This window comes from Nostoc sp. GT001 (assembly GCF_030382115.1).
GTDB lineage: Bacteria > Cyanobacteriota > Cyanobacteriia > Cyanobacteriales > Nostocaceae > Nostoc.
On sequence record NZ_JAUDRJ010000003.1, the window covers coordinates 2,735,473 to 2,755,657 of the forward strand.

The following is a 20,185-nucleotide window of genomic DNA, read 5'->3' on the forward strand; positions in this document are numbered from 1 at the left end:
TGCTCATTGAGGCTTCAACCTAATTCATAATTTGTAATTAAAAAGGGTTTGTACGGGTTATCCCATCACAAAGAAGGCGATCGCGCTCTTCAAGATTGTGGTTGTGCTTAAGGTAATCACCTAGCCAATCGCAACCACGAACAAGCAGATCGTCAAGATGTAAATTCCACAGAATTATCGTGTTGTCATCACTAGCTGATGCTAGTGTTTGACCATCTGGGCTAAAACTGACACTTAATACCGGAGCGCGATGCCCATTGAGACTTTTAATTAATTTGCCATCACGGCTCCAGAGTTTCACTGTACTGTCCCAACTGGCAGCGGCGAGTAATTCACCATTAGGGCTGAAAGTCACGGCATTGACGCTATCACTGTACCCCTTTAATAAAGTTTTTAACAACGTCCCATCCCGTCGCCACAGTTTCACGGTGTTATCCCAGCTAGCAGAAGCCAGCAACTCGTCAGTAGGACTAAAGCTGACACCCAATACCCAGCTATCATGGGGCGAGAAAGTTTTGAGCAAAGTACCATCCCGCCGCCAAAGTTTCACTGTTTGATCGTCACTGGCAGAAGCTAAAACCTGACCATCTGGGCTGAAATTGACGCTATTTACCCAACCCTGATGTCCCAGTAAGGTTTTGAGCAACTTGCCCTCACGATTCCAAAGTTTTACAGTTTTATCTTTGCTAGCTGATGCTAAAAACTGACCATCTGGGCTGAAATTGACGCTCATGACACTATCGCTATGTCCCTGGAGAGTCATTATTAAAGTACCGTCAAGCCGCCAAAGTTTCACAGTTTTGTCATAACTTCCTGAAGCCAGCATTTGACCTTTTGGGTCAAAACTGACACTAGGAACTTTATTTGTGTGTCCCATCAAAGTTTTGTAAAGTCGAGTTTTAATCTCGCCACTACTGGTGTATCGCTGCCAAAGTTTGACAGTGCGATCGCTACTACCAGAAGCTAGCATCTGACCGTCGGGACTCCAAGCAACGCTCAAAACTCGATCTCGATGCCCTTGAAGAATAGACGGTCTGGGAGCATCTAAACTCCATAGTTTCACGCTTTTGTCGAAACTTCCTGAAGCTAACAATTTGTTTTTTGGACTGAAAGCAATGCTAACGACAGCATCACTGTGTCCTTTGAAGGTTTTGAGTAAATTACCAGTGATACTCCAGAGATTTATGGTATTATCTTCGCCTGCGGAAGCTAACTTTTTACTATCCGAACTAAAGCTCAAACTCCACACCGTACCGTTATGCTGCCGTAAAGTTTTGTAAGGAAAAAAGTCAAAACCGTCTTTAGTGTTACTACTCTCCCGCCGCCAAAGTTTCACTGTCTGATCTCGACCTGCTGACGCCAGAAATTTACCGTCTGGGCTGAAAATAGACACAATTACGCCTTGCTTATGTCCCTGCAAAGTTGTAACGAGTCTACCGTCCCGTCGCCAAACTTTCACTGTTTTGTCGTCGCTAGCTGAGGCGATAAATTGACCATCAGGACTGAAGTTTACCCAGTTAACCCACCCTTGATGTCCTCTCAGTATTTTTACTAAGCTACCGTCTTTGCGCCAGAGTTTTATGGTTTTATCCTTACTGCCAGTAACTAATAACTCGCCATCAGGACTAAAATCGACGCTATAAACCCAATCTTCATGTCCTCTCAGGGTTTTATATGGTTTGGGGTCAAATTCACCTGTAACCGAGTTTTTGCGCCAGATTTTCACTGTTTTGTCGAGGCTAGCGGAGGCTAGGGTTTGACCATCAGGGCTGAAACTTACACAGGTAACAGCATCACTGTGACCTTTAAGGGTTTGGAGTAAACTACCGTCAGGATGCCAAAGTTTCACTGTCTGATCTCGGCTACCTGATGCTATCAACTGACCATCTGGGCTGAAAGTCACTCCCCAGACGATATCAGTGTGCCCTTCCAGGCGGTTAACCTCAGTTACCCCATAAACTGCTTGTTGTAAAGCTGTTACCACCCGCATTCGGGTATCTGGCTGAACTCCATCTGCTTGTTTAAGTCCTCTCCAAGCCCGCAAACTTTCTAAGAGGGCATCAAATTCTTTATTAGATGCAAACAGAGCTTCACTAGCGGCAGTGATCGCACTAATTTGCAAGTTGGTTTCACTACGTTCAGCGCGTAGAGTTTGGCGGACTGCTGCTCTTTTTTGTAAGTCGGCTTGCCACCATAATGCTGCTATTGTTCCACCCATAATTGCTAGGATCGCACCTGCTATCCGCGCTTCCCGCAGTCGTCGTTGTAATACCAAATTTAGTTGCTTTTGACTAAGTTGTTGGGCTGCTTCTGCTCTAGTTTTTTCAAGTTTGATTTTTTCTAATTCGGCGAGCATACCATAGTTGTTCTTTTGGCGAATTGGTTCAACTAAATAATCGTGAACCAACTGGTAGCGATCGCCTAACTCTTCTCTAACTCGCAATACCAAGCCTGAACCCACCAATATTTCTAAAATCAGTTCTCCAACTTTGTCAAAGCTTGATATTGTATCTATATCATAATTATTAACTAATGCAGCCGCTAAATCAGCTTTATTTTTTAAAGGTCGCGTCCCCTTTTCGTCTGTTAACTCAAATAATAATTTCCAACTTAACTCTTCGTTCTCTTGACCGCAGTCTTTGATAACTTCCCCTAACCAGCGTTCCACCAATTTTGCCGAGCCACCACAAAGCTTATATTCCGCAAGTGTCGTAATGTTTTCTATTTGTAGTTGAGCACCGACTATTTGTAATTCAATTGGATGTACTTCGTCTAGTTCCCCTGTCAAATCCTGGACTAATCGGTTAATTAATTCCTCACTTAGTTCATAATGTGAACGTTGAGTAAGACTGTGAATTATGGCTTTGGCATCTCGACTAGAGAATTTTCCTAAATAGTAGCGAATGTCTTTATCAAGAATATTTTTATTAATTACTCCTAAATCATATAAGCCAGTACTATTTTTCTGGCTCAAACGTTCAAATTCTAATAAATGATGTAAGTAATCTTCTCGTAATGAAAGAATAATTTTTACATAAGAAATATTTAAACATTCACTAAAAAATTTATAAAATTCTATTCTTTGTGTAGGAGGATTACTAACAAAGAAAAATTCTTCAAACTGGTCTAATATAATAACTATTGTATAATTACGCTCACATGCTAACCGAATTCTTTCTAGTATTATGGTGGGTGTAGAGTCAATATTAACCGATATTCCTGTGTATGCTAATGCTTGATTGATACTGTTACTCAAGATTGTTATCCAATCAGTATAAACAGACAAAACAATCGGTATAGGAATACGTTCACCAATAACTTTTCCCTTGAGTGCTGGGACTAAACCAGCTTTGAGAATTGAACTTTTACCTACACCTGATGGCCCATAAATAACTGTGAGTTTGTAGTCAGCGCGGGCAATTCTTTCAATTAAGCGATTGACATCTTGTTGCCGTCCAGAAGCAGATATTTCTTGAGCAATTTCTTCAGGAATAAATGGTATTTTGTGAGGTTCTAGTACTGGGTTGATTCTGGGGCGTTGTGGCTGTAATTGACTTGCTCCGATAAAGGCACGAAAGCCATACTGATGTTCTATTTTAATTTTTTCTTGCTTCAGCTTAAAGGCTTCTGTATAGTTATGACACTCAAAAAAGTAAAGCGATCGCAGTTCCTCTAAAATCTCTAAGTACAGTAATGGCTGATGTTGTAGCTCACAAACTACCCTCGCCCATTCCAAGTTATTGATAGCTTCTTCGCACTCACCCAAATGCCGTTGTGTGCGTGCTAGCAAGAGAAGATACCAACTTTCTTGTCGTCGTCTTCGCAAAGCGTCTCGCAGAGAAACTTGTGTTACTTCTTCAGAGATAGAAAGCGCTGTATTTGCTAATTCATGAGCCAGTACCCAATTTGATTCTGAAGCCGCCACATTTGCCAAAAAACCATAATTTTGAGCAACCTGTGCGGGAGTTCCATAAGTTTTATGTAGATGTAATGACTTTTGAGCTAATTCTTTTAAGTCATCCCAGGCTTGTAAACGTTGCAGCATTTCACAAGCAGGCAAAATGAATTTAGCAACTAAGTCTTCTCTTTGTACCTCTTCCAATAGCTCCAAGCATTGTTTAAACCACGACAGAGCATGTTCGCAATAGCTACTAGTATTCTGGTATAAGTCTGCCATTCGGTGATAACAAAGCCCCAGGTGAAATAGTACTATTGCCTGCTTGAGTAAAGATGAGGGGGGCATAGGTTGAGGACATGAGATAGGCAAAGAAGAATTATTTTCCCACTCTGCTATTCTCCTTGCTTCCTGCTGCCATAATGCTAGGCTTCTTTGATAATTGGCTAAAGCACCATTAATTTGATCGTTGGCGTATTTATCTCGCCCCAATACAAACTCTAAACTAGCTTCTAATCCTGGTGTTAATTTAACCCCATACAGGCGTAGTAAATCATTACGTGCTGATTCTATTTCGTGACGGTGTTGCGACTTAGGATCTAAATCTAGAAAGGCGTTAGATAAAAATGTTTCAGCACCTGCTTCTAAAACTTTGTCAAATAGAGATTCTTCTTCTTGAGAGATCAAAGCAATTAAATCTGCTTTGGCCATTTCAAATTTAATAGTGGTTGCAGCCCAGCTTTTGAAATCAGGTGCTAATTTTGAAAGCAATGATGCCACTTCATCCTGTAGCCACAACACCACTGGAAATGGAAAAGTTGCAGCATAGATATCTCGTGCTTGATTGATGCCTGTAAGTAAGTTTTCTAGGTCGTTAATTGACTCAATACCGAAAACCATCACAGCAGATGGCAAAGTGTCTGTAAGGACGGCAGGATTATCTAAAGATAGTTCTGAGATGATTGTGCTGTGTAAAGAAGTAGTTGATGGATTGAGAACGATTTCTCTGATATTAATTTCTTTGGTGGTCGAGCGAATATTCTCCAACATTTGCTCACGTAATCGCCCATAGTTGCATCGAACTAAAATCAGAGCAAATTGACCTTCGGAAAGTGCGATCGCTCTAATCAGTCTTTGCAAAGTATGCTGATTTTCTTTGGTGTAGACACGTAGCTGTTTATCATTACTCATTGGATATGGGGTATTAGGCATTGGATATGGGTCATTGGTCATTAGTTGACTAACAAATGACCAATGACAAATTACAATTGACTGTTACTTGTTTTGTTGCCAAGCCAAAACTTTTTCTGTTTCTGCCAGGGCTGGACTGATGCCAAACCAGCGCCCCACAGGATCGCGATATTCAAACAGATACATGCTTCTTAGTAAGCTCTGATAGTCAGACTCACCTTTAACTCTCTGCTGCTGTACTACTTCAAACAATAATTCCCATTGGGATTCATCAATAGCTAATAGCAGATCGTCACGGTAGTCCTTAATCACGGCTTCTAAGCAGTCCCTAGAAAAAGGCGGATCTTGTCGTTGCAGGCAGCTATAAAGTAAGCCTAATAAGTTACGAATGTGACCACCACTAACGCGACATAGACGATCCAAGGTTTGGGAGTGATCGAATAATTCTGTAATTAATAAAAGTCTGCTATTCAAAGGAACTTCTGGAAAAGCCCTAGCTAGAACTAACTGGCGTACTAGTGACATTCCTGGTTCGTAGTCACTGCCATCTCTTTGCCGCACTAATACCATCGGCAGTACTTTTGGTGCAATCCCTCCCCCCAGACGATTTTTCAGTGTCTCATATTCATTGGAGAAAATTAATGTTAGGGGAATTGTGTAAACTAGGTGGCATTTAAGTCGGCGTAACTGTTCGCCTCGGTCAATGAAGAGATATTCTGGTTGCGATCGCCCGGATGCTAAGGGACGCATATCCACTCGATCCAAATTATCTACAATCACTACCAGTCCTTTTTGACCCCTTAGCTTTAGCTGTTCAACAGCCTTTTCTAAAATCTCTTCGTTAATCGCTTGCAAAATACTATTGGTACGTGGTTCCAGATATTGTCTTAGTTGATTCCGCATCTGGGTGCTATCTTTGGTTTTGGCGGTAATTTTGGCAATACCCAAGGACAACTCTGCTTGTCCAGAAAGCTCTATGGGGCTTTGCAAAAAATCGCCTACTTCTTTAAACAAATTAGTAAAGTAACCAGGTTTGAGTTTGATGCTAATACTTTCTAAACTGGCACTGACTTGACGGGCTACACTCAGCAAAATATCGCTAATATCAATATCCGCCATGTCTAAGTCTTGGCTGGACTCAAAATAAACCACATGAAATCCCGCCAATTCTAATTCTGTCTTGAGGCGCTGCAATTCCGTTGACTTACCGCAGCCAATATGACCCGTAAATAACTGACAGGTTGGCTCATCAGGAGAAATCCGAACGATAGTCCGTTGCAATTCTTCGACAATCTTGCAACCACGTACATCAGCAAAATCTATGTAATACTGCCGATCTAGTACGTTACTTATATTTAGCGTGTAGCTAGGGTTACATGCTTTATAAAAACGTGACAAATTTAATGTCGTTTTCATGTATGTAGAGGTTTATGTAGATGCAGTTTAGTTTGAATTTTTTATACAATTAATCCCTATCTAGGATGTAGATACAGGATTGACTCACAAGGTGGTAGTGTCTTGCAAAAGACAGCACTTATTTCCAGATTACTGTCAGTAGTATGGTAGAGATTTAATTGATCCTAATAGCGAATGGCACTAAGATAATGCAAACCCATTATCTACAAAGCTTTTGGGTGTGGGGTGTAGGGTGTGGGGTATAGTGACGAATAACTTTATTTATGTTCGCACTTATTTTTACTTTTCTTGATTTTTTCCGAACCTACACCCTATCCTCTATATCCATAGCTGGCAAGGGTTTCATCTTTTATTCGTGCCATTCGACCGGTTAGGTCTTAAGCATATCTGTCCTTTTTACACCTGCTATTGAGGTTTTGACAATCTCTCCCTTCTGTTTGACCTGCCACAAAATGATATGGCTGAGGGAGTAAGTAAAAAAAGCTACATTTTTTCATTGTTCTCAGTTTAAATATCTGATGAGTCTCGCTGGTATGAATTATAGCAAGCTATACAGAGATGTAGGAATACTTGTGTATCATTTCACATTCTATTTGTCAAGAAAGCAAAATCCCACACATCTCAATTAATATTTTGTAATCTTTAAGGAAAAATCTTCAAAAATAACTTGTCAAAAAGACTACAGTCAGTTAAAAATGGACACCGGAAACTTTAATAGGAATAATGACTAGCGCCATAATGATTGTGTAGTTACTGTAAAGTGTTACTAAAAATAAAAAAGTCTTGAGGAGAGCGGCTCAAAGATGCCAACAGTGTTTACTGAAATTAATAATGATACGAGCTTGTCAAGGAATTTAGATTGCAATCAAAAAGGGGTGTGAATGGCTGGCATAATATCAGTTTCCCGCACGCATCTAGCCCAGCGTCGTCAGAAATTGCGTCGGCAGCGGCAGATGAGAATTATTCAAGCTATTTGGCGAACCTTTGCCATTACTGGTTTGGCGGGTGGATTGTTCTGGATGGCAGTCCAACCGATGTGGATGCTAAAAGCTCCCAAACAAATAGTGATGAAATCAGGCAATAAGTTGCTGTCGAATCAAACAACTCAGTCATTGTTGGTGTTGTCTTACCCTCAATCTTTGTGGCGGATTGAACCGTCAGCGATCGCTAACTCTTTGAAGAAACAACCAACTATTGCCCAAGCGATCGTCAGACGCCGCCTATTTCCTCCTGGATTAATCATTGAAATCCAAGAACGAGTACCTGTAGCGGTAACTCAAACACGTGGCACCAAAAAAGTAACAATCGGCTTACTAGATGCAACTGGGGCCTGGATGCCTTTAGAAAAATACACATCACTGAATCCCACTAGAAAATTACCCAATCTCAGAGTAATTGGTTCACCAAATCAATACTGCCTCTACTGGACTCAACTCCATAAAGCCGTGAGCCAAAGTCCCGTGAAAGTGATGGAAATTGATTGCCAAAATCCAACAAATTTAATTTTGAAAACAGAATTAGGAAATGTGCATCTTGGTGTTCCAGGACCCCAGTTATCTGAACAAATTAAGGTACTCGCCCAAATGCGTCATTTAGCAACAAAATTTAATCCTGGTCAAATAGGGTATATTGATCTGAAAAATCCCGAATTTCCATTAGTACAGATGAACCAAAAAGACCAAAAATTAACTCCCAAAATACCTAAAAACATTTAGTATGTTTATTATTTTGATAGCTCTTAGTAAATTAAGAAGCTTTATGCTGATAAATATATTTATTATTTTCAGTTTTCCAGCAAATGGCCCGAAAATCGGCATTAACTTCTAATTAAAATGAGAAGATCAATCATAAAATCTCTATTGCGAGTAACAGACTCTCAGTTGTTACCCTAACATCTAATAGTAGGGTGCAAGATGTCAAACAGTCTAAGAGGGTTCATAGCGTACAAAACGCCTTCTGCCCATACATTCTTTGACTAAACCCAGTGCAAAAAAGAGAAAGTTGCTTGAGCTTTTTATTCAGATTCAGACTCGTGAACAGAGGTCACTGATGAAAACGGTTTATGCCGCCATCCCAGTACAGACGCAAAAAGGCTCTGGCTTTGGTCTGTCGAGGACACTTCCAAAGACAGTGTACCGAAGTTTCAATCTGTAACGAAAAATGCCAGCCAAAGTTGTGTAAGCATTGCTTCTGGGTAATAAGTTTGGACTGTTCTGTGCTGTAATTCCTATTAGGTAANCGAAATCTCTTAGGAAATCTTGATTTGTTGGCCGCACTAGTAAGGGTTCTTGTAGGATAGACTATTGCTCCAACAAAGTGTCCATTGAGATCACCCAAACAACAAATAATCAGGTATAGTCTGACAAGTAAATTCTTGCTTAGTTTAACNNNNAGCATAAGTAAGTAGAAGGTAAATTTTGTGTCTAAACTTGCAATCATCCCCAATGGTGAAACCTATTAACAATATTATTATTGAGGCAGAGAAGATACGCTGTAGTGTGTCTTTACAAGTTATGCCCGCTGCTGAGAATAATGAAGAGATTAATGTCTGGTTGAAGTTATACAGGTCTGTTTTAGATAAATATAGGTATACTTCTCTAGAATTGGCTGTGCGATCGGCTGTGTTAAAAGCTTATCCCATAGCAAATTTTCGCACTGCCAATTCTGTTAGGCTTGGCAGTAGTGAAAACAATAAAGAACAACGCCATAATATTGTGGCATTGTCAAACTAAAGTTGACTCTTAGGTGAATAACACCTGAAAAAGTCGTTTATCTACCCTTTCACAAATCCAATGACACTTGATAATAACCAAGGACTTAACTATAAAAATTCCCAATCTACGGGACAGCCTGGGTTCTCTCTGGCAGTTAACTCGACCAATCCCTTTAATAACTCTGGGCTGAACTTCGGGCAAAATCACGATAATAAGAAAATTTCTCCGGAAAATAGCCGAATTGGCGAGATTGTTCCTGGTCGGGTCGCCAACATCAAAGTGATTGGTGTTGGTGGTGGTGGTGGCAATGCTGTTAACCGCATGATCGAGTCTGATGTCTCCGGGGTAGAGTTTTGGTCCATTAACACCGATGCCCAAGCTCTTACCTTAGCTGGCGCTCCAAGTCGATTGCAAATTGGGCAGAAGCTAACACGGGGTTTAGGAGCAGGTGGTAATCCGGCAATCGGTCAAAAGGCAGCTGAGGAATCACGGGACGAAATTGCTACGGCTTTAGAGGGTGCAGATTTAGTATTTATCACTGCTGGTATGGGGGGTGGTACTGGGACGGGTGCAGCACCAATCGTGGCAGAAGTGGCCAAAGAAATGGGCGCTCTCACTGTTGGTGTAGTCACACGTCCATTTGTTTTTGAGGGACGCCGCCGCACCAGTCAAGCGGAACAAGGTATTGAAGGACTAAAAAGTAGAGTAGATACACTGATCATTATCCCCAACAACAAACTGCTGGAAGTGATCCCCGAACAAACGCCTGTGCAAGAAGCTTTTCGTTATGCAGATGATGTGCTGCGTCAAGGGGTGCAAGGTATTTCTGATATCATCACGATCCCCGGTTTAGTAAACGTTGACTTTGCTGATGTCCGAGCAGTTATGGCAGATGCGGGATCGGCATTGATGGGAATTGGCGTTAGTTCTGGAAAGTCTAGAGCTAGAGAAGCCGCGATCGCAGCTATTTCTTCACCATTACTAGAGTGTTCTATTGAAGGTGCTAGAGGAGTTGTATTTAATATAACAGGTGGTACTGACCTGACCTTGCATGAGGTGAATGCAGCCGCAGAAGCAATCTATGAGGTAGTTGATCCCAACGCCAATATTATTTTTGGGGCTGTAATTGATGACAGGCTCCAAGGAGAGGTAAGAATTACTGTAATTGCCACCGGTTTTACAGGTGAAGTGCAAGCTGCGGTACAACAAAGCGTGGCTAACGTTCGAGTAGCACCTAATACCTCGAAGCGTCCAACAACACAGCAACCCGCAGTTAATCCCTCAACCTCGACTCCAAGTTCAACTCCAACTCCAACTCCAATTCCAGAACCAAAGGAAAAACCTGGATTAGATATACCTGATTTTCTGAGAAACCGACGTACACCAAGAAATTAAAAGATTTTAGATTTTAGATTAACTTAGCAGTCTCAGGTCAGGCTGAACGCTGTATAAAATCTGCTACTTCCACCAGGGTTTTACCAAGGGTAGGGATAAGCAATATTTTGCTGTACCCAATTTTGCCAATTGGTAAAAAAACTTGTCAACGCTACTTTATAGAATGAATTTGGGCAGGAGTCTACTAGCTTGCATGTCCAGCTATACTTTCAAACAAAACAATAGGAATACCTGCCCAACTATGGATGCATCACCGATAGCGCAGTGTTAACGAGTCTTCTCCCAGAAGGAGACACCAAGGGCAAACGAGCATCACAGCCGATCGCAGGAATAATACATCTACCCCCTCGCGATCCACTAAACTCCTATTCCGTACAAGTAAATATATTTACTTAAAACCACTAGCATAGGGAACTAGCCCACTCAAGTATCCGAAAGAAGTCTGTTTGCTGAGGAATAGAACATCAAACAAAAAAATGTAAATTATTTTTTGATTTTTAGTGTTTGTTCAATCCATTGAATAACCTGATGACCAAGGCGAGTACCATCTAAGCGGTCAATCTCACGAATGCCGGTAGGACTAGTGACGTTAACTTCAGTTAGGTAGCCACCGATAACGTCAATACCCACAAAAATTAAGCCGTCTTGGCGTAAGCGTTCGGCTACTAGGGTACATATTTCATATTCTCTTGGCGTAATTTGGGTTTGAGCGACTGTACCACCAGTTGCCATATTGTTGCGAAAATCAGTTCCACTAGAGAGGCGATTGAGTGCGCCAATTGGTTCGCCATTGAGCAAGATAATTCGCTTATCTCCTTCTTTTGCTTCCGGTAAATAGGTTTGTACCATTACTGGCACTTTACCTTGAAGGGTACTGAGTTCGACAATGGAGTTAAAATTGCGATCGCCTGATTGCAAAAACAAAATTCCTTCGCCAGCTTTATTACCCAGTGGTTTGAGAACCCCTGCCCCCTTTGCTTCCACAAATTGCCGGATAAATTGCTTGTCAGCACTGACAATCGTTTCTGGAATCGCTTTGGTAAACTGGAGGGCATACATTTTTTCATTTGCCCCTCGGATGCCACTGGGACTGTTAATCACCAGGGTTTTATTTTGGTCAATGTAATCCAGAATGTAGGTGGCATATAAATAGGAATCATTGACAGGTGGATCTGTCCGCATAAATACGGCGTCCATTGTCTCTAAAGAAGTTAAGAAGGAATCGCTCAACTTATACCAAGGATTCGCTGCTACCCAACGTCCCTCCGCCAACTGCACTGGTACAAGTTCGACTCGCTGTAAGACAGCCCAAGCTTTGCCCTCCACCACACTCAGCAGATTTGCCTGAGTCACCCAAACTTCATGTCCCAGAATTTGCGCTGCTTCAATTAGGGCAACACTGGTATCATGACACGGGTCAAGTAGATGGATGGAATCAATGATAAAAGCCAGTTTCACCCTTTATACCTCAATCACCAAGAAATTAAATGGTTATGCAATTATTATCCCTTGATGATCTTAGCAATTGACGTACATCTGTACTGCTGAGTAGAACTGGAGGGTAAAGTCTTGTGGACAGATATCGATTTGTCGGGAAAAAACCCGTAGACAAGGCAGCACGTTGTTTTTCTATAGTTGTAGCGACTGCCGTCTAATTTGCAGCGGCTTGTCGCTAGTGCAATACCTTCTGAATCTATACGCTATTGCTAGAAGTTAGTAACTCATCCAGCTTGCCTTGACTGTCTAAAGCGTGGATATCATCACAACCACCTACATGATGGTCATTGATGAAAATTTGCGGTAAAGAGCGCCGTCCATTTGCCCTTTGAGCCATTTTATTTCTGGCTGCTTCATCTCCATCAATACTGTATTCGATAAATTCAACACCCTTGTTTTTCAGCAAACTTTTGGCACGGATACAAAACGGGCAAGTCCTCCAGGTGTAAATTTCTACTTTTGCAGCCATGATGTCCTCAACTTGATTTAATACTTTTTAATTTTAGAGCTTTGCCACTGACTGTGGCTGCTTTATTCCTTCATAACCTAATCTACAGAAGCAGTGAATATGGACTGCAAACTTAATGCTAGCCAAATATGTAGAGAGTTGTTATTTTTTATCTGACTTAAAAAACTAATAATATTTCAGTTTAAATGCTGGGAATACCAGTAATTGTATTGAGATTGTTTCTATCATTCAACTTTTTTTGAGTACTAAGCGCTAGTTAAAAAGCAGGAATTTTCTAGGCGAGTTTTAATTTCGCATTTCTTACCTCTAACAAATATGGGTTTAGAAGTGCTTATGCTCTTCTAAACCCATGTATTTAGGCCCCTTCCTACTAAAACTTAGCTGTGCGGTTTAAGTTTAGGAAAGATTTTTTTTGTTTTTCTTCTGGAGTCCGAAAACACCCAAGCCTAATAATCCTAATGCTGCGGTTGTACTAGGTTCAGGTACTTTTTTCGGTTGAGGTGCAGGGGGTTGATAGTAAGGCGGTATTGAGGGTGCAGGTGCGGGCGCAGGTGCGGGTACTGGTGCAGGTGCAGGTGCAGGTGCAGGCGCAGGTGCAGGTACTGGCGCAGGTGCAGGCGCAGGTACAGGTGCAGGCGCAGGCGCAGGTGCAGGTACTGGCGCAGGTGCAGGCGCAGGTACAGGTGCAGGCGCAGGCGCAGGTACAGGCGCAGGTGCTGGCGCTGGTGTTGTGGCAGGTTTTATACTAGTTTCGCTTAGTGATGTACCGTACTGAAAACGGATGTTGCCAATCTTAGTGATGTCAAAGTCGGAAGTTAGCCCTGATAGCAGGAAAGTAGCTGAACTTTGAACAAAAGTCCCCGAACTCACAGCTGGATTTGCATCATTAGCGTAACCACTAATGATGCCGTAATTAAATTGCTGTCCACCACCACCTTGGAAAATGCCTAAGCCAGCGGTACCCAGACCGTAGTGTTGGTCAATGCCAGGAAGTCCTCCAGTATTACTAGTGTTTGGCAATTTCCATTCATTTAGAGCTAGAAGATCGACATTCTTTGTAGTGGTAGAGCCTGCGCTTGAGGTCACTGTCGGAGCTAAAGCCGAAACCAGCGATAAGTTATTTAGGGGAGAACCAGCATAGTCCCAGAAGACTGATGTCAGAACATCAGAAGGGTTTGAGATTCCTACAGAAGAATTGTTAGTCAGGATCAGTGACAATAAACCATTGTCTAGGTAACTAAAGAGGACTGACGCTGCCAGAGGATCATTAGATTTGTCGTAGGTATTGGTTCCTGTAGCTGAAAAACTTATAGACCCTAAACTCTTGGGTGCTGGCGCAGGTGCTGGAGCAGGTGCTGGTACAGGCGCAGGTGTTGGTACTGGTACAGGCGCAGGCGCAGGTGCTGGTACAGGCGCAGGCGCAGGTGCTGGTGCTGGAGCAGGTGCTGGTGTATTTTTGTTGCCGTTGCCGTTACCGTTACCGTTACCGGCCTGTGCTTGAGGTATTTGTGACCCTAAAGCTAAGCTGAATGATAATAGACCACAACTTATATAACCTATTACTTTTTTTGAATATGCTTGAGACATGTAAATCAAACCTCTTTGTCTTAAACAAGATATGGAAAAGCTTCCTAATAATGATGTTTATATGAGCATTATTGACATCATTTGCTAATCTAAATCTATACAAAAAAAAGAAATATAGTACTGTTTTTTTTAAGCTTTATCAAAAATTTAATAGAATATAAATAAATGACATATACGCGATAAAATTACGAGTGTTAAGTGTTTATACTATGAAAATAATTTTTATTTAATTACGTAATATTTCTAGTTTTAATTGGCAAACTAAATCTTTATTTCAAAATCATAAATAAATTGATTAAGTAAGATTGATAGAATATTTTTAATGCAATAAAAGATATTACTCATAAAGTCTATTGGCTATGAGTTTGCAATAATTTAGGTAAGGCGATCGCCTTACCTAAAGTTAAATATTCATGGTGGTAGTATACAGTAATTATACTGAATTTGCTTATCGACGCACCCAGCCATTGATAGTAAATCGACTATCTCCAAAAGCTTGAGAGGGACAATTCACAGGCAGTACTTCGTGCATATAACGGCTAAGGAAAAATACAATGCTGTTGTTGCGAGGTTCGACTGTTTTGAATGTCTCAGCATTGACATATATGTTATTTTCAATTTTGCTGTCGTATATCAACAACTCACCACCAGAAAATGATTTTGGTTCTTGATAAAAATAATAAACGTATGTTAATTCTCTAGTAGCAGTATCTGGACTGCCATTGTCATTATGAAGTTTGTAATAGTTACCATCATTATGTGCAGTTAGTTGGCTTTCAATCTGTGATACTGAAAATGATGGTAAGTTTAATTTGCTGATGATATCAGGAATCATTGCTTGAATTCTCTTTAAAATCAGTTCAGAAAATTCAGGAAATGAGTAGATAACCATTGATTGGCGATAATTAATATCCCTTGTAGAAGTATTGCTTGGCAAGAAGTCCGACTCTTTCTCCAGGACATATTGGAGTAAGTGCTTGTGCTCTTCTGGTTTAAAAAAATTATCTATTTGTATATAATCAGAATCCAGAATATAATCATTTTGCAATTGTATTTTCTCTGATTGCTGTACAAAGATTGGGGGTTCTGTAACCACGCCTATAAGATGTTCGGCAGGAAAACACAAAACTGAGCGACCTTCATTGATGGGAATTTGGAATAAATTCTGTAACTCAGATTCTTGTTTGTAAGCACGAGCCACAACTGTTGTTAAAAGGCTATGCAGTAAAGGTGCATCCGATTTTAAATAAACAGTATATTGATATCCTCCAGTTAAAAGAAGCTGTACTTTGACATCTTTCGACTCAAATGGCTGTGAAGCTAATTGCATATACCTTTATTTATATAATGTTGATAAATGAGATAACTCTAAAAGTCATTCTGAAAGTTTAATACAGTTCTTACAGCAGACTTAAAGTTATAAGGTACACAAGCTAAGTCTGTTACCCAGATATAAAGTGTGTTTTACTCCTGTTAACGCAGCGGGGCGCAGCCCATTCTGAATTCTGCTGTAGAAAATTAATTAAGAACAAGTTCAATGCTTAAATCTTTATACGTAATTGAANTTTATTTTGTGAATAAATTCAATTACTGTATCAGTTATAAACAGAAAAATACCATTAATCAATTGTTCTAGCACGTCTTTTATAATATTGTCATTCAGCAAATTCCACATAACCCGATAAAGCTTTAGTAAAGTAGGAATATCTATTATTTCAATAAAAAATGCCATAGTTACTATTAACTACGGCATTTTCAACTAGAAATTAAAAATTTATTTCAGTATTTACTGAGAATCAACAGCGTATTCAATCAGCTTGGCAAGGCGCTGACGTAGGGTTTCCAATCCCAAGCGCTGACTCGCAGAAATAAATACCGCGAGGGGAAATTCTTCTCTAGCTAGGGCTAGTGTCTCACTATTGGCTTGATCGATCTTGTTAAAAATCACTAGCGCCGGGCCAGGAGTTATTGGCATTTGTGCCAAAATTTCTCTGACTGAGCGAATATGACGCAACCAAGCTGGGTGAGACAAATCTACCAAATGTAGTAGGGCATCGGCTTCTGTGACTTCCTCCAGGGTGGCGCGGAAGGCATCCATTAACGATGCAGGCAGTTCGTGTATAAACCCTACTGTATCTGTAATCAGAATTTCCTGATGTTCATTGGTTTCGCCATAAGGAATTACCAGGCGGCGGGTGGTAGGATCGAGAGTGGCAAATAACTGGTCGGCTGTATAAACTTCTGCATTAGTAAGAGCATTCAGCAAAGTGGACTTGCCAGCGTTGGTATATCCAACCAAAGCCACTGAAGGAACTTCCCGATGCTGCCGTCGCTGCCGTAACCGCGAACGATGGGCTTGCAACTGAGTTACTTCTTTTTGTAGTCGAGAAATTCGTTGCCCAATGGCACGGCGTTCAGTTTCCAGTTTAGTTTCACCAGGGCCACGAGTCCCAATACCACCACCCAATCGGGACATGGTGCGACCTCTACCAGCCAGTCGCGGTTGCATGTATTCTAACTGTGCTAGTTCTACTTGCAATTTACCAGCACGAGATTGAGCGCGTTGGGCAAAGATATCTAAAATTACTTCGGTGCGGTCAACCACCCGGATACCAATTTGCATTTCTAAGTTGCGGACTTGAGAGGGTGAGAGGTCGCGGTCGAAGACAACAAGGTTGACTCCTAGTGTTTGGGCAGTTAGGGCAATTTCTTGCACCTTACCTTCGCCAACTACGGTCTGGGGATGAACACGCGATCGCTTTTGTTGTATTGTCTGTAATACATCTCCCCCAGCAGTGTCAACTAACCGTGCCAATTCTAATAGGGTATCTTGGAATTGTAGGGGAGTCATCTCACTGGTCATCAGCCCCACAATCAGCACGCGATCGTGGTCAGCATCTACTTCCTGGGCGATAAATTCCCGCTGGAATTCTGCTTCCAGATTTTCTACCAAGTCTACTAAATCCTGGTCTGCCAGATCATCCAAGCTCAGAGGTGGCGATATATTCCAACTTGGGGATTGGATTTGTTTAGAGTGAGCGAAGCCGAATTGGCTTTCCTCTACTTTGACAGCAGCAGGACTAGGAATCAGGGTGCGAGACTCTTGGGGTGTCAGATGAGCTAGATAAGCCTCTTTCACATACCCAGTTGCACCGCCTCCCCGCCGTGTAAATCCCGTTCCGGTAATATTTAGGACAACTAGGGCATCTAGGCGTTGCAGTGCCATTGCCGTGAGTGCCGCTTCATTGGGCGGTTCTGGCTTGAGATGTGTGGCAATACAACGAATACCACTGAGTCGTTCTGCACCGTAACGGGGCAATTCCATCGGTGGTATTTGCGTTTGGCGCGGTGTGCCTACCCCGACGCGAATCACTTGTCCGCGACGGTTGATGTAGGCGCACACAGGCTGATTGACTTCTGTGCTAATTGCTGCCAAACGCTGGGAAAACTCAGGCGTGGTGATGCGATCGCCTGGTATGCGCTGGTGATACAGCCGCTGTAGTTGCTTCAGCTGGCTGGACTTCAGACCTTGGAGATTTCCAAAAATAGTTTCTATAGGCGTTTATGACCAGTAAATGGCCCCCCAAATCCTTCTTATGTCTATTTTACAACAGGGTTTAGGCTGCCATCTATATCTTCTGAGGGATGCGTTGGGAATTTGTCGCCCACAGTCTTGATTTAAAGCTATTTTGGTGGTAATGGCTTAAGTTGCTATTACAAGTGAGATTGTAATAGCGATCGCTTATGAGAAAATTATCTTAATTGTGCGATCGCTACATCATGCACTTATTTTTTAATCCTACAAGTCTATATCATCTTCTAATTCTTCAGCAGCCTCTGAATAATTGAACATGAAGACAAATTTGTTTTTAGGTAGAATCAACGTTGGAAGATAAAGCGGTTGGTTATCCCAGTAATCTTCTTTTCTACCTTGTTCTAAAATTACAATAAGTGTAGGAACATTAGGATATTCTTGTTTTGCCTTATTTACCCATTCAGGACTAGTAAAACCAGAAGTTCCTGTCCATGTTCGTGACCCATCTTTTGCCGGTCTATTTGTTAATCTAAATCCCTTTCCTTTTGTTTCTTTTCCCCGACGAACATTGAGTCGTCCCTGCTGAATACCTGCCATATTCTTCATTGCCTTGAGTACCTCTTGAACTCGTTTATCCTCCCAGGGATAATTACCAGCAGGGCGACTTGGCATATACGATAGAATCTGTAGTAAAAAGTCAATATCTACTTCATATAGCATATCTTCATCGCTATACGGCTCTAAAAGCTTGGTTAAATCCTCTGTATGCTCCTTAATTTCCGAAGCTTTCCATAGTGGATCAGGTGGGAAAATAGCTTTCCCTGGTGTAAAAGCATTAATTTCTGCCGGATTTAATACATTAGAACGAGTTGGTTTCAGTTTTGACCCTACCCAAACCGGCTGAATGTTAATATTGTTAGGATCATCACCTATAGCTTGACGCATACCCTCATCAGCGTCATGAATCGCTCGAAAATCTTCTAAAATATGCTGAGGTAAAAAAAGGCGAGTTACATCAAGTAGTTCTTGACGATAACCAAACATTCGTGCGTGCTGATGTACTGTATCCATAGTTTTTTGCTTGGCATCACGTCCGTAATAAGTAATCATTAATCCTTCAATAGTGACACCTCGCCCAAGTCTGTTACCCCCTATAAGAATGTTCATTCCTGAGCTATACTTTAGTTCTTTATCTGGATTACTCGCATCAATGACTTTTGGGATAGCATTCCGTAGCTCATGCTCTAACTCTATAACTAAATCATCTAGTGATGGTAGATTTTTTGCGGTTTCACTTAACTCTGTATAGGCTTGATTTAGCCATTTCATTGCTTCTTCACGCTTTGTAGCCGATAGTTTTCCTCGAAGAGCCTTATCAAGCTCCACAACAAAGCCGCGAATAACCTTTTCTAAGGTGCTATGAGTGATGCGTTTGTGGTCAAGATGAGCCAGAAAAGAGTATTTAGCTTCTGAATTTTTTGCAGATTCTATTTTATATATTGAACCTAAGAAAAAACAGCATAGAGATAGCCTCAATCCAGGAGGTATATCCCAATTATTCCCAGGGTTTATCTTTCCTCCCTGTTTTTTTAACTGGTCTAGCTCTTCTAGTTCGACTTGTGTACAGCAATATTTACTGTTGTCTGAAAAAAATAAATTTCCTCCAATATAACTATCACCAGGTTGAGGAAGAGCAGCACAAAAAACTGGTTTACAGGGATGATTAATATTTTGTAATAGAAGACTTTGAGGAGTTGCGGTAATCTGCAAATATATATGATTAGCTACCTCTTTACGAATATTGCCAATTTTTTCAAAAATTGCACTATCTGGAACTATTTCTTTACCTTTTTTAGCCTGTTTTGCTTCGTTAGTATTTGGGCTAGCATTATCGGCTTCATCATCAAATATTAGAGTAGGTACACTACTGGCTTTAGCGTACTTAAGAACTTTCAACAAATTGTCTAGATGACTTTTATTTTTTGTAGATACTAGGACAACACCAGTATCTTTCATATAATCAAGTAATTGATTAGTTGCAAAGTCTTCTGGATCATTTCTCCATTCTTTCCAATTACAAATACGAGGCCCACCTTTAAGCTGCTCGGCAAAACGATCGGCAGTTTGTTCGCCTAGACAAGTATTATCAGAAGTCAAGACAATGAAACAACGGAAATGGTTAGCCTGAGCAAGTGCCAGTGTAGCAATGGTAGTATTAGTTTTACCGCTTTGGACTTTGCCATAAATTAGTCCGGTAGTAGCATTAGCTATTTTTCCCTTGTGAGGTTGACTAACAATACCTGTACCAGTAGCACCAACATCACCAAAACCAAAAGTTGTGGAGTAAAAATGAACGCAATTCTGGACTACCTCAACAGCTGTTTGTTTTAATTGCTCTGCTGCTTTATCCCCAATTTTGCTTTTAACTTTGTCAATAACTTTATTAATACAATATCCATCCGTTGCAATATCTATCTTAGTCATCG

11 protein-coding genes are annotated in these 20,185 nt (G+C 41.1%); 3 read left to right on the forward strand and 8 right to left on the reverse strand.

Going from position 1 to position 20,185, the window contains the following annotated elements; genetic code table 11:
- Positions 1 to 37: 37 nt before the first annotated feature.
- Both QUD05_RS14530 and QUD05_RS14535 read right to left on the reverse strand, forming a co-directional pair.
- Positions 38 to 5,086 (reverse strand): WD40 domain-containing protein, encoded by a 5,049-nt coding sequence (locus tag QUD05_RS14530; RefSeq protein ID WP_289799970.1) that lies wholly within the window; start codon positions 5,084 to 5,086, stop codon positions 38 to 40.
- An 84-nt stretch (positions 5,087 to 5,170) separates the two neighbouring features.
- Positions 5,171 to 6,502, reverse strand: coding sequence for a P-loop NTPase fold protein (locus tag QUD05_RS14535; protein WP_289796675.1), 1,332 nt, complete (start codon positions 6,500 to 6,502; stop codon positions 5,171 to 5,173).
- Positions 6,503 to 7,383: 881 nt separating this feature from the next.
- On the opposite strand from QUD05_RS14535, the gene QUD05_RS14540 reads away from it, so the two are divergent.
- The 3 genes from QUD05_RS14540 (at position 7,384) to ftsZ (ending at position 10,611) form a co-directional block, all read left to right on the forward strand.
- Positions 7,384 to 8,217, forward strand: a complete 834-nt coding sequence (locus QUD05_RS14540; RefSeq protein WP_289796676.1) for a cell division protein FtsQ/DivIB — start codon at positions 7,384 to 7,386, stop codon at positions 8,215 to 8,217.
- Between the two features lie 729 nt (positions 8,218 to 8,946).
- Complete coding sequence (locus QUD05_RS14545) at positions 8,947 to 9,234, forward strand: hypothetical protein (protein WP_289796677.1); 288 nt, start codon at positions 8,947 to 8,949, stop codon at positions 9,232 to 9,234.
- A gap of 60 nt (positions 9,235 to 9,294) precedes the next feature.
- Positions 9,295 to 10,611, forward strand: coding sequence for a cell division protein FtsZ (gene ftsZ, locus QUD05_RS14550; protein WP_289796678.1), 1,317 nt, complete (start codon positions 9,295 to 9,297; stop codon positions 10,609 to 10,611).
- A gap of 483 nt (positions 10,612 to 11,094) precedes the next feature.
- On the opposite strand, the gene gshB is transcribed toward ftsZ, so the two are convergent.
- From gshB to QUD05_RS14580, 6 genes are all read right to left on the reverse strand, one after another.
- Positions 11,095 to 12,069 carry a glutathione synthase gene (gene gshB, locus QUD05_RS14555; protein ID WP_289796679.1) on the reverse strand — a complete coding sequence of 325 codons (975 nt, stop codon included), beginning with the start codon at positions 12,067 to 12,069 and terminating at the stop codon, positions 11,095 to 11,097.
- Positions 12,070 to 12,304: 235 nt separating this feature from the next.
- Entirely contained in the window at positions 12,305 to 12,577 is a 273-nt protein-coding gene (grxC, locus tag QUD05_RS14560) for a glutaredoxin 3 (protein WP_289796680.1), read from the reverse strand.
- Between the two features lie 396 nt (positions 12,578 to 12,973).
- Complete coding sequence (locus QUD05_RS34395) at positions 12,974 to 14,164, reverse strand: XDD4 family exosortase-dependent surface protein (RefSeq protein ID WP_289796681.1); 1,191 nt, start codon at positions 14,162 to 14,164, stop codon at positions 12,974 to 12,976.
- Between the two features lie 448 nt (positions 14,165 to 14,612).
- Positions 14,613 to 15,494 (reverse strand): 2OG-Fe(II) oxygenase, encoded by an 882-nt coding sequence (locus QUD05_RS14570; RefSeq protein WP_289796682.1) that lies wholly within the window; start codon positions 15,492 to 15,494, stop codon positions 14,613 to 14,615.
- A gap of 456 nt (positions 15,495 to 15,950) precedes the next feature.
- Complete coding sequence (hflX, locus tag QUD05_RS14575; protein ID WP_289799971.1) at positions 15,951 to 17,720, reverse strand: GTPase HflX; 1,770 nt, start codon at positions 17,718 to 17,720, stop codon at positions 15,951 to 15,953.
- A gap of 243 nt (positions 17,721 to 17,963) precedes the next feature.
- Positions 17,964 to 20,183 carry a Z1 domain-containing protein gene (locus QUD05_RS14580; protein WP_289796683.1) on the reverse strand — a complete coding sequence of 740 codons (2,220 nt, stop codon included), beginning with the start codon at positions 20,181 to 20,183 and terminating at the stop codon, positions 17,964 to 17,966.
- Positions 20,184 to 20,185: the final 2 nt, after the last annotated feature.

Bases quoted from the DNA above. Each gene is read 5' to 3' on its own strand.
- QUD05_RS14530 (WP_289799970.1), bottom strand. From the start codon at position 5,086: ATGAGTAATGATAAACAGCTACGTGTCTACACCAAAGAAAATCAGCAT.
- QUD05_RS14535 (WP_289796675.1), bottom strand. From the start codon at position 6,502: ATGAAAACGACATTAAATTTGTCACGTTTTTATAAAGCATGTAACCCT.
- QUD05_RS14540 (WP_289796676.1), top strand. From the start codon at position 7,384: ATGGCTGGCATAATATCAGTTTCCCGCACGCATCTAGCCCAGCGTCGT.
- QUD05_RS14545 (WP_289796677.1), top strand. From the start codon at position 8,947: ATGGTGAAACCTATTAACAATATTATTATTGAGGCAGAGAAGATACGC.
- ftsZ (WP_289796678.1), top strand. From the start codon at position 9,295: ATGACACTTGATAATAACCAAGGACTTAACTATAAAAATTCCCAATCT.
- grxC (WP_289796680.1), bottom strand. From the start codon at position 12,577: ATGGCTGCAAAAGTAGAAATTTACACCTGGAGGACTTGCCCGTTTTGT.
- QUD05_RS34395 (WP_289796681.1), bottom strand. From the start codon at position 14,164: ATGTCTCAAGCATATTCAAAAAAAGTAATAGGTTATATAAGTTGTGGT.
- QUD05_RS14570 (WP_289796682.1), bottom strand. From the start codon at position 15,494: ATGCAATTAGCTTCACAGCCATTTGAGTCGAAAGATGTCAAAGTACAG.
- QUD05_RS14580 (WP_289796683.1), bottom strand. From the start codon at position 20,183: ATGACTAAGATAGATATTGCAACGGATGGATATTGTATTAATAAAGTT.